Annotated in this window: 10 protein-coding genes; 9 read left to right on the top strand and 1 reads right to left on the bottom strand. The window is 72.5% G+C overall.

The features are described from left to right. Nucleotides 1-131 precede the first annotated feature (131 nt). The gene (gene fdhD / locus ACHZ99_RS09005) at nt 132-980 is read right to left on the bottom strand and encodes a formate dehydrogenase accessory sulfurtransferase FdhD (protein ID WP_420303873.1); all 849 of its coding nucleotides are present in this window, start codon (nt 978-980) and stop codon (nt 132-134) included. Nucleotides 981-1,301: 321 nt separating this feature from the next. Here fdhD and ACHZ99_RS09000 point away from each other — a divergent pair, with 321 nt between their 5' ends. The 9 genes from ACHZ99_RS09000 to ACHZ99_RS08960 all read left to right on the top strand — a co-directional run bounded on the left by ACHZ99_RS09000 (nt 1,302) and on the right by ACHZ99_RS08960 (nt 13,998). After that, nucleotides 1,302-2,483 carry an ROK family protein gene (locus ACHZ99_RS09000; RefSeq protein WP_420303872.1) on the top strand — a complete coding sequence of 394 codons (1,182 nt, stop codon included), beginning with the start codon at nt 1,302-1,304 and terminating at the stop codon, nt 2,481-2,483. 227 nt (nt 2,484-2,710) lie between these two features. Next, entirely contained in the window at nt 2,711-4,246 is a 1,536-nt protein-coding gene (locus ACHZ99_RS08995; protein ID WP_420303871.1) for a sugar ABC transporter ATP-binding protein, read from the top strand. Beyond that, nucleotides 4,247-5,269 (top strand): ABC transporter permease, encoded by a 1,023-nt coding sequence (locus ACHZ99_RS08990; RefSeq protein WP_420303870.1) that lies wholly within the window; start codon nt 4,247-4,249, stop codon nt 5,267-5,269. Nucleotides 5,270-5,313: 44 nt separating this feature from the next. Beyond that, nucleotides 5,314-6,333, top strand: a complete 1,020-nt coding sequence (locus ACHZ99_RS08985) for a substrate-binding domain-containing protein (RefSeq protein WP_420303869.1) — start codon at nt 5,314-5,316, stop codon at nt 6,331-6,333. A 91-nt stretch (nt 6,334-6,424) separates the two neighbouring features. Continuing rightward, complete coding sequence (locus ACHZ99_RS08980; RefSeq protein WP_420303868.1) at nt 6,425-7,627, top strand: Gfo/Idh/MocA family protein; 1,203 nt, start codon at nt 6,425-6,427, stop codon at nt 7,625-7,627. 62 nt (nt 7,628-7,689) lie between these two features. Next, entirely contained in the window at nt 7,690-8,691 is a 1,002-nt protein-coding gene (locus tag ACHZ99_RS08975) for a sugar phosphate isomerase/epimerase family protein (protein ID WP_420303867.1), read from the top strand. A gap of 229 nt (nt 8,692-8,920) precedes the next feature. Continuing rightward, nucleotides 8,921-11,341, top strand: a complete 2,421-nt coding sequence (locus ACHZ99_RS08970) for a PQQ-dependent sugar dehydrogenase (RefSeq protein WP_420304027.1) — start codon at nt 8,921-8,923, stop codon at nt 11,339-11,341. A 90-nt stretch (nt 11,342-11,431) separates the two neighbouring features. Then, complete coding sequence (locus ACHZ99_RS08965; RefSeq protein WP_420303866.1) at nt 11,432-12,763, top strand: ThuA domain-containing protein; 1,332 nt, start codon at nt 11,432-11,434, stop codon at nt 12,761-12,763. 83 nt (nt 12,764-12,846) lie between these two features. Then, complete coding sequence (locus tag ACHZ99_RS08960) at nt 12,847-13,998, top strand: inositol-3-phosphate synthase (protein WP_420303865.1); 1,152 nt, start codon at nt 12,847-12,849, stop codon at nt 13,996-13,998. The last annotated feature ends 31 nt before the right edge of the window (nt 13,999-14,029 follow it).

Here is a 14,029-nt window from a genome sequence, read left to right as displayed (position 1 = left end):
AGCTCGCCCGGCGGATGCCCGGCCAGCTCCTCGCCGTACCCGGCCGCGCCGCGCACGCGGCTGTCGCACGCGCGCCGGCGCCGTCCCGGGGCCCGGGCTCGCCGGCGCGGGAGCGCGGCGCGGAGGCCCGGTCAGTCGAGCGCGACGCGCTGCTCGCCCGCGTACACGTTCATGGCGTCGCGGCGCAGGAACCCGACCAGCGTCATCCCCGTCTCCGCCGCGAGGTCCACGGCCAGGGACGACGGCGCCGAGACCGCGGCCAGCACCGGGATCCCCGCCATCGCCGCCTTCTGCGCCAGCTCGAAGGAGGCCCGGCCCGAGACCATCAGCACGGTCCCGGCCAGCGGCAGCCGGTCCTCCCGCAGCGCCCGGCCGACCAGCTTGTCCACGGCGTTGTGGCGGCCCACGTCCTCCCGCAGGTCGAGCAGCTCCCCGGCCGGCGTGAACAGCGCGGCGGCGTGCAGCCCCCCTGTGCGGTCGAAGACCCGCTGCCCGGCGCGCAGCCGCGCCGGCAGCGCGGACAGCACCTCCGGCGTCAGCCGCATGTCCGCGTCGCCGACCGGCCAGCGGGCGGTGGTGCGGACCGCGTCCAGGCTCGCCTTGCCGCACAGCCCGCACGACGACGTCGTGTAGACGTTCCGCTCCAGCGTGATGTCCGGCAGCACCACGCCCGCGGCCGGGCGGACGTCCACCACGTTGTACGTGTTGCCGCCCGCCGCGCCGCCCGCGCCGGTGGCGGTGGCGGCTCCCGCGCAGTACGTCACGGACGCCAGCTCCGCGCCGCGCGCGAGGACGCCCTCGCTGACCAGGAACCCGGCCGCCAGCGCGAAGTCGTCGCCGGGGGTGCGCATGGTGATCGCCAGCGGCCGGCCGGCCAGCCGGATCTCCAGCGGCTCCTCCGCGACCAGGGTGTCCGCCCGCCGGTCCACCCGCCCGCCCCGGACCCGTACCACCGGACGCCGTTCCGTCACCCGACCCATGGCGGCCAGCGTACGCAGGTCGCGTGCCGCGAGGGTGGGTCCGGGGTCACGGGCTTTGCCCTCCGGTGCCCGCGCTCGCGGTGGTCTCCCCGCGCCCCTGCGCGTTCCGTGCGCTGATCGGCCCGCACCACCCGGCGGGACGCCAGCCGTACGCCGCCGATCGGCACCCCACCTTTGTCCTGATGGTGGAGAAAGTAGATACCGATTCCCGCAGAACTTCTTCCCTCAGTGGCCAACCACTGCTACGTTCCCCGTGGAAAGCCGACGACGGCGTACGAGGACGACGTACGCGAGGCCGGGGAGGGGAGTGACGTGAGGCGCATGACAGCTCGGCCCGCGAACGCGCACCAGGCGCGACTGCTCCGTCTGCTGCGTGACGGCGGCCCGAACTCCCGGGCGCAGCTCGGCGACCAGGTGGAACTGTCCCGTTCCAAGCTGGCGGTCGAGATCGACCGGCTGCTGCAGACCGGGCTCGTGGTCGCCGACGGCCTCGCCGCCTCCCGGGGCGGGCGCAGGTCGCACAACATCCGCCTCGCCCCCTCGCTGCGGTTCCTCGGCGTCGACATCGGCGCCACCTCCGTCGACGTGGCGGTCACCAACGCCGAGCTGGAGGTGCTCGGCCACCTGACTCAGCCCATGGATGTGCGCGAGGGCCCCGTCGCGGTCTTCGAGCAGGCGCTGGCGATGGCGGCCAAGCTCCGCGCCTCCGGGGTGGCGGAGGGCTTCGACGGCGCCGGCATCGGCGTCCCGGGTCCCGTCCGCTTCCCCGAAGGCGTGCCGGTCGCGCCGCCGATCATGCCCGGCTGGGACGGCTTCCCGGTCCGCGAGGCCCTCAGCCAGGAGCTGGGCTGCCCGGTCATGGTCGACAACGACGTGAACATCATGGCCCAGGGCGAGCAGCACGCCGGAGTCGCCCGTGCCGTACGGGACTTCCTCTACGTCAAGATCGGCACCGGCATCGGCTGCGGCGTCGTCGTCGGCGGCGAGGTCTACCGCGGTACGAACGGCAGCGCCGGGGACATCGGCCACATCCAGGTGGAGGTGGACGGGCGCCCCTGCGCCTGCGGCAACCGCGGCTGTCTGGAGGCGTACTTCGGCGGTTCGGCCCTCGCCCGGGACGCCGAGACCGCCGCCCGCGAGGGGCGGTCCGCGCAGCTGGCCGCCCGGCTGGAGGAGGGCGGTGAGCTGGCGGCCAGGGACGTCGCTGCGGCGGCGACGGCCGGCGACGCGGTCGCGCTGGACCTCATCCGCGAGGGCGGCACCCGTACCGGCCAGGTCATCGCCGGCCTGGTCAGCTTCTTCAACCCGGGGCTGGTGGTCATCGGCGGCGGCGTCACCGGCCTCGGCCACACGCTGCTCGCCGCCATCCGCACCCAGGTCTACCGCCAGTCGCTCCCGCTGGCGACCGGCAACCTGCCCATCGTGCTCGGCGAGCTCGGCCCCACCGCGGGCGTGATCGGCGCCGCCCGGCTCACCAGCGACCACTTGTTCTCGCCCGCCTGACGCCGGGCGGGGACACCCGCGCACCACCCGTACGGCCCGCACCACCCCCGGCCCGCGCACCACCGCACCACCGCACCGCACCACCCGTGCGGGCCCCGCACCACTCCGCTGCCCCCGACGACCCCGTACCGCATCGCACCACCCGGTGAACCCGCCCGTTTGCGCTCCACCCTGCCCAACCTGCGCCTGCGCAGCCGCGGGGGGAGCACCGCCGAGGAGATCCGTACATGGCGCCCACGTCCGATACGCCGCCTGCCCCCGCCACACCCCTGCTCACCATGACGGGGATCACCAAGTCCTTCCCCGGCGTCCGCGCGCTCGACGGCGTCGACCTCGACGTCGAGGCCGGCGAGGTGCACTGCCTGCTGGGCCAGAACGGCGCCGGCAAGTCCACCCTCATCAAGGTCCTGGCCGGTGCCCACCAGCCCGACGAGGGCACCATCGTCTGGCAGGGCGAACAGACCGCGCTGAAGTCGCCCGTGGCCGCCATGCGCCTGGGCGTCGCCACGATCTACCAGGAACTCGACCTGGTGCGGCACCTGTCGGTGGCGGAGAACGTCTTCCTCGGCCACGAGCGCTCCTCCGGCGGGTTCATCAGGGCCCGCGAGGCGCAGTCCGCCGCCCAGGCGCTGCTGGGCCGGCTGGGCCACCCGGAGATATCCGCCGCCACCATCGTCGGCAACCTCTCCGCCGCCGGCCAGCAGGTCGTCTCCATGGCCCGGGCGCTCTCCCACGACGTGAAGCTCATCGTCATGGACGAGCCGTCCGCCGCCCTCGACCCCGACGAGGTCTCCAACCTCTTCCGCATCGTCGCCGACCTCACCGCGCAGGGCGTCGCCGTCATCTACATCTCGCACCGGCTGGAGGAGATCCGCCGCATCGGCGACCGCGTCACCGTCCTCAAGGACGGCCGCGCCGTCGCCCGCGGGCTGCCGGCGCAGAGCACCTCGACCAACGAGATCGTCACCCTCATGACCGGCCGCAACGTCGCGCACGTCTTCCCCGAGCGGCCCGCGGCGCCGCCCGCCGGGAAGACCCCGGTGCTCACCCTCGAAGGGCTGGCCAGGCAGGGCGAGTTCGCGCCGGTGGACCTGGAGCTGGCCCCCGGCGAGATCGTCGGTCTCGCCGGCCTGGTCGGCTCGGGCCGCTCGGAGATCCTGGAGACCGTCTTCGGCGCGCGCAAGCCGACCGCCGGCCGGGTGCTCGTCGAGGGCCGCCCGCTCCGCCCCGGCAGCGTCACGGCCGCCGTCCGGGCGGGCATCGGGCTGGCCCCCGAGGAGCGCAAGTCCCAGGCGCTGCTGATGACCGAGTCCGTGAGCCGCAACGTCTCCATCTCCTCCCTTGCACGCTTCTCCACCGGCGGCTGGCTGGACCGGTCGGGGGAGCGCTCCGCGGCCCGGGCGGCCGTACGCGACCTGTCGCTGCGCCCCGACAACCCCGACGCGGCCGTCCGCACGCTCTCCGGCGGCAACCAGCAGAAGGCGGTGCTCGCGCGCTGGCTGCTGCGGGACTGCCGGGTGCTGCTGCTGGACGAGCCGACCCGCGGCGTGGACGTCGGCGCCCGCGCCGAGCTGTACGCGCTCATCCGCAGGCTCGCCGACGAAGGCGTCGCGGTCCTGCTCGTCTCCAGCGAACTCCCCGAGGTCCTCGGCCTCGCCGACCGGGTCCTCGTGCTGCGCGAGGGCCAGGTGGTGCACTCCGCCCCGGCCCGGGACCTCGACGAGCACCGGGTGCTCGACCTCGTCATGGAAGGGACCTCGTAAGTGCTGAGCAAATCGGACTCGCTTCCCGCCCCGGCGCCGGAGAAGCCGAAGGGGAACGGCCCCGCCGCCGGGTGGCAGAGTTTCGTCGACCTGAGACTGGTGGCGCTGCTCGGCGTCCTCGGCGTGCTGGCCGTCGTCGGCGCCGTCACCAAGCCCGACCAGTTCCTGGACGTCGACAACGTCCGGCTCATCCTGGTCCAGTCGTCGGCGATCGGCGTGGTCACCATCGGGATGACGCTGGTCATCATCGGCGGCGGCATCGACCTGTCGGTCGGCGCCATCGTCGCCCTCGCCTCCGTCTGGGCGACGACCCAGGCCACCCAGGACTACGGCCTGGCCGGCATGCTGTTCTGCTCGGTGGCCGTGGGGATCGGCTGCGGACTCGTCAACGGCGTGCTCATCGCGTACGGCAATCTGGTGCCGTTCATCGCCACGCTCGCCATGCTGGCCTCCGCGCGCGGCTTCGCCGAGCAGATGAGCGACGGCGGCACGCAGATCGTCGAGGTCGACGCGGTGCTCGACCTCATGGCGGCGGACAACCGCATCCTCGGCATCCCGCCGCTGGTCCTCATCTTCTTCGGCGTCGCCATCCTGGGCTGGGTGCTGCTCAACCGCACCACCTTCGGCCGCCGCACCGTCGCGGTCGGCGGCAACCCCGAGGCCGCCCGGCTCGCCGGCATCGACGTCAAGCGGCAGCGGCTGATGCTGTACGCCCTGTCCGGACTCTGCTGCGGCATCGCGGCGTTCATGCTGATCGCGCTCAGCGGCTCCGGCCAGAACACCAACGGCAACCTGTACGAACTGGACGCCATCGCCGCCGCGATCATCGGCGGCACCCTGCTCAGCGGCGGCCGCGGCACCATCATCGGCTCCGTGCTGGGCGTGCTCGTCTTCACCACCATCACGAACCTGTTCGCCCTCAACAACGTGCAGAGCGCGGTCCAGGAGATCGCCAAGGGGGCGATCATCGTCGCCGCCGTCCTTATCCAGCACCAGACCTCGCGCAAGTCCTCGACGCAATGAAGGGTCGCACCCACATGCCCGAATCGCCTTTCAGCCGTAGAAACATGCTCTTCGGTGCCGCCGGTGTCTCGGCGGCCGCCTTCCTCACGAGTTGCACCAGCAATGACGACGGCGACGACGACAGCGGCTCCGAGCAGCAGCAGGCGAACGTCTCCAACGACAAGCCCGGCAAGCCCGTCACCATCGGCTTCGCCGGCCCGGAGGCCGACCACGGCTGGCTCAACGCCATCAACGACAACGCGCGCTCGCGCGCGGAGAAGTACGAGGACGTCACCCTCGACATCACCGAGGGGTCGAACGACACGGCCACCCAGATCGGCCAGGTCGACTCCCTGATCAACAAGAAGGTCGACGTCCTGGTCATCCTGCCGGCCGACGGCAAGGCGATGACGCAGGCGGGGCTGAAGGCCATGCGGGCCGGCATCCCCGTCGTCAACCTGGACCGGATCTTCGACGACCCGCAGGCGTACCGCTGCTGGATCGGCGGCGACAACTACGGCATGGGCCTGAACGCCGGCCGCTTCATCGGCGAGCAGCTCAAGGGCAAGGAGAACGCCAAGGTCGTCGAGCTGGCGGGGCTGGACAACCTGGAGCTGACCCAGCAGCGCACGGCGGGCTTCGACGACGCACTGAAGAACTACCCCAACGTCGAGAAGGTGGCCCGGCAGGCCGCCGAGTTCACCGTCGAGTCCGGGCAGCGCAAGATGTCGGACCTGCTGCAGGCCGTGCCGGAGTTCGACGCGATCTGGAACCACGACGACGACCAGGGCGTGGGCGTCAAGCGGGCCATCGACCAGTCGGGCCGCGACGAGTTCTTCATGGTCGGCGGCGCCGGCTCCAAGGCGGTGATGGACGCCATCAAGGCCGACGACGGGGTGATCAAGGCCACCGTCCTCTACCCGCCGTCGATGGCCGCCTCCGCGATCGACCTGGCGCGCGCCCTCGGCCAGCAGAAGGGCGTGGCCGGCATGGCCGAGTTCGAGATCCCGGCGTCGATCACGCTGTACTCGGCGGTCGTGAGCAAGGAGAACATCGACCAGTACCTGCCGACCGGCTTCAACTGACGGGATTCCAGCGCCAGGAGCCGCAGCCCCCAGCAGATCCCGGGAACGACCGCTGCGGCGCGCCGGAAGCAGCCTACTGACAAGGAGTTCTATGTCCCACGACACGACCGCACCCGCGCTCGGCGTCGGCATGGTCGGCTACGCGTTCATGGGGGCGGCCCATTCGCAGGGCTGGCGGACCGCCGCCCGGGTCTTCGACCTGCCGCTGAACCCCGTCATGGCCGCGATCTGCGGCCGCGACGAGGACAAGGTGGCCACCGCGGCCCGCCGGCTCGGCTGGGCCGCCGCGGAGACCGACTGGCGCCGGCTCATCGCCCGGGACGACGTGCAGCTCGTCGACGTCTGCACGCCGGGCGACAGCCACGCGGAGATCGCCGTCGCCGCGCTGGAGGCGGGCAAGCACGTGCTGTGCGAGAAGCCGCTCGCCAACACCGTCGCCGAGGCCGAGGCGATGGCCGACGCCGCGGCGCGGGCGCGGGAGCGCGGGCAGCTCGCCATGGTCGGCTTCAACTACCGCCGGGTGCCCGCGCTGGCGTACGCGCGGGAGCTGATCGCCCGCGGCCGGCTCGGTGCGCTGCGGCACGTGCGTGTGACGTACCTGCAGGACTGGCTCGTCGACCCGGACTTTCCGCTCGCCTGGCGGATGCAGCGGGAGAAGGCGGGCTCGGGGGCGCTCGGCGACCTCGGCGCGCACATCGTCGACCTGGCCCAGTTCCTCACCGGCGAGCTGCTGACGGGGGTCTCGGCGCAGACCGAGACGTTCGTCAAGGAGCGGCCGCTGCCGTCGGCGGCGGCCGGGCTCTCCGGCGCGGCGGCCGGCGGCGGCGAGCGCGGTGCGGTCACGGTGGACGACGCGGCCCTCTTCACCGGCCGGACGGCCTCGGGGGCGCTGGCGTCCTTCGAGGTCAGCCGGATGGCGGCGGGCCGCAAGAACGCCCTGTCGGTGGAGCTGAACGGCGAGTCCGGCTCGCTCTCCTTCGACCTGGAGCGGCTCAACGAACTCCAGCTGCACGACCACGCGGAGCCGGCCGAGACCGCGGGCTTCCGCCGGGTCCTGGTCACCGAGCCGGAACACCCCTACCTGGCGGCGTGGTGGCCGCCGGGCCACGGCCTCGGGTACGAGCACACCTTCGTCCACCAGGCCCGCGACCTCGTCCACGCCATCGCCGCCGGGTCGCAGCCCGAGCCGTCCTTCGCGGACGGGCTCCAGGTGCAGCGGGTGCTGGCGGCCGTGGAGGAGAGCGCGCAGAAGAACGCCGTCTACACGCCCGTGGGCCAGGCCGACCCGGCCTGACCCGACCCCGCCCGGAACAGCCGAACACCCCCGGAGGCTCTCCGGAGAAAGAGGCAGGCACGATGCCCCGGTCTTTCACCCTGTTCACCGGTCAGTGGGCGGACCTCCCCCTGGAGGAGGTCTGCCGGCTGGCCCGCGACTTCGGCTACGACGGCCTCGAACTCGCCTGCTGGGGCGACCACTTCGAGGTGGACAAGGCCCTGAACGAGCCCGGCTACCTCGACGGCCGCCACGCGCTGCTGGAGAAGTACGGCCTGAAGTGCTGGGCGATCTCCAACCACCTGGTCGGCCAGGCGGTCTGCGACCACCCGATCGACGAGCGCCACCAGGCCATCCTCCCCGCCCGTATCTGGGGCGACGGAGAGCCCGAGGGCGTCCGGCAGCGGGCCGCCGCCGAGATCGCCGACACCGCGCGGGCGGCGAAGGCCTTCGGGGTGGACACCGTCATCGGCTTCACCGGCTCGTCGATCTGGCACCTGGTGGCGATGTTCCCCCCGGTGCCGCCGCACATGATCGAGCGCGGCTACCAGGACTTCGCCGACCGGTGGAACCCGATCCTCGACGTGTTCGACGCCGAGGGCGTGCGCTTCGCGCACGAGGTGCACCCCTCGGAGATCGCGTACGACTACTGGACGACGCACCGGGCGATGGAGGCGATCGGCCACCGGCCCGCCTTCGGGCTGAACTTCGACCCCAGCCACTTCGTCTGGCAGGACCTCGACCCGGTCGGGTTCCTGTGGGACTTCAAGGACCGCATCTACCACGTGGACTGCAAGGAGGCCCGCAAGCGGCTCGACGGCCGCAACGGCCGGCTCGGCTCGCACCTGCCGTGGGGAGACCCGCGGCGCGGCTGGGACTTCGTCTCGGCCGGCCACGGCGACGTGCCGTGGGAGGACGTCTTCCGGATGCTCCGCTCGATCGGCTACGAGGGGCCGGTCTCGGTGGAGTGGGAGGACGCCGGCATGGACCGGCTGCAGGGCGCGCCCGAGGCGCTGCGGTCGCTGAAGGCCCTCGACTTCGAGCCGCCGCAGACGTCGTTCGACGCCGCCTTCGGCGGCGACTGACCGCCGTCCCCGGCGGGGAGCGGAGCCCGGCGGCGGTGGCCGCCGGGCCGCTCCGGCATGTCTGGACGGCACTTTGTCCGCATCGAGGATGAAGACAACTGAAGTTGCTGTCAAAGGACTTCTCTATCCTGCAAAAGACGGTTACGTTCCTGTGATGTCCCTGACATGAACCCCCCACTCTGGCAGGAGAGATCAGGTGCACACCAGAAAGATCCGGAGACCCCTCGCGATGGCGGCGGCCGCCCTCCTGGCCGTCCCCGCCCTCGTGCTGACCTCGTCCGGCAGCGGGGCCGCGCACCCCGGCCACGACCGCCCCGCCGCGGCGGAGTTCCAGCAGGTGACGCTGGCCAAGGGCGAACCGGAGATGGGCGAGCCCATGACGATGGCCGTGCTGCCGGACCGGTCGGTCCTGCACACCGCGCGCGACGGCACGGTGCGGCTGACGGACGCCGCCGGTACGACCAGGGTGGCCGGCCGGGTTGAGGTGTACCAGCACGACGAGGAGGGGCTGCAGGGCGTCGGCGTCGACCCGGGCTTCGCGTCCAACCGCTTCGTCTACCTCTACTACGCGCCGCCGCTCGACACCCCCGCCGGGGATGCGCCGGCGACCGGCGGCGCCGCCGACTTCGAGCCGTTCGACGGGGTGAACCGGCTCTCCCGCTTCGTGCTGAACGAGGACGGCACCCTGGACACCGGCAGCGAGAAGCCGATCCTCGACGTGCCGGCCTCCCGCGGCCAGTGCTGTCACGTGGGCGGGGACATCGATTTCGACGCCGAGGGCAACCTGTACCTGTCCACCGGTGACGACACCAACCCGTTCGCGTCCGACGGCTACACGCCGATCGACGAGCGTGCCGACCGCAACCCGGCGTTCGACGCGCAGCGTTCCGCGGGCAACACCAATGACCTGCGCGGCAAGGTGCTGCGGATCAAGGTCAACGCCGACGGGTCGTACGACATCCCCGCGGGCAACCTCTTCGCGCCGGGTACGGAGAAGACCCGGCCCGAGATCTACGCGATGGGCTTTCGCAACCCGTTCCGGATGAGCGTCGACAAGGCCACCGGCACCGTCTACCTCGGCGACTACGGCCCCGACGCCGGCGCCGCCAGCGGCACCCGCGGCCCCGGCGGCCAGGTCGAGTTCAACCGCATCACCGAGCCCGGGAACTTCGGCTGGCCGTACTGCACCGGCGACAACGACGCCTACGTCGAGTACGACTTCGGCAACGGCTCCTCCGGCGGCGCGTACAACTGCGGCGCACCCGTCAACGACTCGCCGCACAACACCGGCCTGACCGAGCTGCCCCCCGCCCAGGCCGCGTGGATCCCCTACGACGGCGACAGCGTCCCCGAGTTCGGCGGCGGCTCCGAGTCCCCGATGGGCGGCCCCGTCTACCGCCGGGACGAGGTCGACCCCGGCTCCGCCGTGGCCTTCCCCGCCGAGTACGAGGGCGACTTCTTCGCCGGCGAGTTCGGCCGCAAGTGGATCAAGCGGATCGAGCAGGGCGAGGACGGCACCGTCTCCGCGATCAACGACTTTCCCTGGTCCGGCACGCAGGTGATGGACATGGACTTCGGCCCCGACGGCGCCCTCTACGTCCTCGACTACGGCACCGGCTACTTCGGCGGCGACGAGAACTCCGCCCTCTACCGCATCGAGAACATGACCGGCGGCGCCTCCCCGATAGCCGAGGCGGCGGCCGACGTCACCTCCGGACAGGCGCCCCTCGCGGTGCAGTTCTCCTCCGCGGGCACCACCGACCCGGACAGCACCGAGCTGACGTACGCCTGGGACTTCGGCGACGGCGCCACCTCCGACCAGCCGAACCCCTCGCACTCCTACGCGGAGAACGGCACGTACCACGTCACGCTCACCGTCACCGACCCCGGCGGCAGCACCGGCAGCGCGAACGTGCGGATCACCGTCGGCAACACCGCGCCCACCGTGACGCTGGACCTGCCCGCGGACGGCCAGTCCTTCTCCTTCGGGGACGAGGTGCCGTTCAAGGTCACCGTCACCGACCCGGAGGAGGACACGATCGACTGCGCCGGGGTCCGGGTCGCCTACCTCCTCGGGCACGACTCCCACGGCCACGAGATCACCAGCCGCAACGGATGCGAGGGCACCCTGAAGACCGCCTCCGACGGCGAGCACGACCCGCACGCCGACCTCTACGGCGGCATCACCGCCACCTACACCGACGGCGGAGCCGGCGGCCAGGACGCCCTGACCGGGACCGACCAGGCCAAGCTCCAGCCCAGGCACCGCCAGGCCGAGCACCACGACACCGCCGAGGGCGTCACGCTCTACGAGAAGGCGGGGGCCAACGGCGGCCGGACGGTCGGCGACATCGACGCCGGCGACTGGATCGCCTTCGAGCCCTGGGTCCTGTCGGACGTCACCGAACTGACCGCCCGGATCTCCTCCGCCGGCGCCGGCGGCACCCTCCAGGTGCGCGCGGGCGGCCCGGACGGGACGCTCCTCGGCTCCACCGAGGTGCCCGTCACCGGCGGATGGGAGACGTTCCAGGACGTCACGGCGGACCTGTCGGGCGCCCCGGACGGCACCACCGGGCTCTACCTCGTCTTCGCCGGCAGCGGCACGGGCGCGCTGTACGACGTGGACGACTTCACCCTCACCACCGAATAGCTCCCCCCCCACCCCCCCCACCCCACCGACCCGCAGACCCGACACACCCGCAGACCCGACAGACCCGACAACCCTCGAAGGAGCACCCCCATGAAGGCTCCCGGACGTCTCGCCCTTGTGGCGGCGGCCGTGTTGCTCACCGCCATGGCCTTGAACTCCTCGCCGGCCGTGGCCGAGAAGCCCGCCGACAAGTCGGAGGGCGAGCACGTGCTGGTCTTCTCCAAGACCGCCGGCTTCCGCCACGACTCCATCCCCGACGGCATCGCCACCATCCGCGAACTCGGCGCCGAGAACGGCTTCACCGTCGACGCCACCGAGGACTCCGGCGCGTTCACCCCCGGCAACCTCCAGCAGTACGACGCCGTGGTCTTCCTCTCCACCACCGGCGACGTCCTCAACGCCAGCCAGCAGCGCGCCTTCGAGGACTACGTGCGCTCCGGCGGCGGCTATGTCGGCGTCCACGCGGCCGCCGACACCGAGTACGACTGGCCGTTCTACGGCGGCCTGGTCGGCGCGTACTTCGACTCCCACCCGCAGATCCAGCAGGCCACCGTCGAGGTCGAGGACCACGACCACCCCGCCACCGCCCACCTGGGCGAGGAGTGGGTGCGCACCGACGAGTGGTACAACTACCGCACCAACCCGCGCGAGCAGGCCCGCGTGCTGGCGACCCTCGACGAGGGCTCGTACAGCGGCGGGAACATGGGCGGGGACCACCCGATCTCCTGGTGCCAGACCTACGAGGACGGCCGGTCGTTCTACACCGGCCTGGGCCACACCAAGGAGTCGTACGCCGAGCCGGAGTTCCGCACTCACCTCCTGGGCGGCATCCAGTACGCCGCCGGCGCCGTCGAATCCGACTGCGCCGCCGCCGCGAGCGACTACACTCCGATCTTCGACGGCACCTCCACGGAGGGCTGGAAGCAGGCCGGTCCGGGCTCGTTCCGCCTGGAGGACGGCGTCCTGACCTCGGAGGGCGGCATGGGCATGCTCTGGTACGAGGCCAGGGCGTTCACCTCGTACTCGCTGAAGCTCGACTGGCGGGTGGCGGGCGACGACAACTCCGGCGTCTTCATCGGGTTCCCGCCCTCCGACGACCCCTGGTCGGCGGTCGACAACGGCTACGAGATCCAGATCGACGCCACCGACTCCCCGGACCGGACCACCGGTGCCGTCTACGGCTTCCAGTCCGCCGACATCGCCGCGCGGGACGAGGCGCTCAACCCGCCGGGGGAGTGGAACACCTTCGAACTGCGCGTCGAGGGGGAGCGCCTGCAGATCTTCCTCAACGACGTGAAGGTCAACGACTTCACCAACACCGACCCCGCCCGCAGCCTCGCGGACGGACATATCGGGATCCAAAACCACGGTGACGGCGACGAGGTGTCGTTCCGCAACATCAGGGTGAAGGATCTCCCGTGAACGCCGCGGGCGGGGGGCCGCAACACCCCCCGCCCGCGGGCACACCGTGTATCTGAACTGAACACACGTGGGAGGCAGCAGCCGTGACGGTCCATCCACAAGACACCCCGCCGAAACCGGAGCAACCGGTGCCGGCCGATACCGGCGTCTGGCTCATCGGCGCCCGCGGCTCCGTCGCCACGACCGTGATCACCGGCTGCGCCGCCCTGGCCGCCGGACTCCACCCGGCCGCCGGCCTGGTCACCGAGACCGCGCCCTTCGCCGACTGCGGGCTGCCGGCCCCTGGCCGGCTGGTCTTCGGCGGCCACGACGTGTCCTGCACCCCGCTGCCCAAGCGCGCGGAGGAACTCGCCGCCGGCGGCGTGCTCCCGCACGGGCTGCCCGCCGCCGTCGGCGCCGAACTGGCCGCCGCCGACGAGGAGATACGCAACGGCGGCCCGGAGCCCGGCGAGGCGTACGACGAAGAGGCGCTGATCGCCTCGTACGCCGCCGACATCACCGGCTTCGCCCGCCGCCGTGACCTCGCCCGCGTCGTCGTCGTCAACGTCGCCTCCACCGAGCCGGTCGCCGGGGAGGGCGCGCTGCCCCCCTCGTCCTGCTACGCCGCCGCCGCGCTGCGCGCCGGCGCCGCGTACGTCAACTTCACCCCCTCCACCGGACTGCACCACCCGCGGCTGCGCGAGGCGGCCGCCGCCGCCGGCCTGCCGTACGCCGGACGCGACGGCAAGACCGGCCAGACGCTGCTGCGCTCGGTGCTGGCGCCGATGTTCCTCCAGCGCGCGCTGGAGGTACGGGCCTGGTCCGGCACCAACCTCCTCGGCGGCGGCGACGGCGCCAACCTGGCCGGCGACCCGGCCGCCGCGGCGGCCAAGAACGTCGGCAAGGAGCGGGTCCTCGCCGACTCCCTCGGCACCGGCGTCGACGGCGAGGTGCACATCGACGACGTCCCCGCCCTCGGCGACTGGAAGACCGCCTGGGACCACGTCGTCTTCGACGGCTTCCTCGGCACCCGCATGGTGCTGCAGACCATCTGGCAGGGCTGCGACTCCGCGCTCGCCGCGCCGCTGGTCCTCGACCTCGTCCGGATCGTCGCCCGCGCCCACGAGGCCGGGATGACGGGGCCGGTGCCGGGCCTCGGGTTCTTCTTCAAGGACCCCGACAGCGGCCCGCCCGGGCTGGGCGACCAGTGGCGCGAGCTGCTGTCGGTCGCCGAGCGGCTGCGGGTGCCGCGATGAGCGCGGCGCAGGCCGCGGGCGCCAGTGCGGC

It is taken from the genome of Streptomyces sp. MAR4 CNX-425, from assembly GCF_048656465.1.
Classification (GTDB): domain Bacteria; phylum Actinomycetota; class Actinomycetes; order Streptomycetales; family Streptomycetaceae; genus Streptomyces.
Note: the sequence above shows the minus strand (reverse complement) of the source record. Positions and strands in the feature narration are given on the sequence as shown.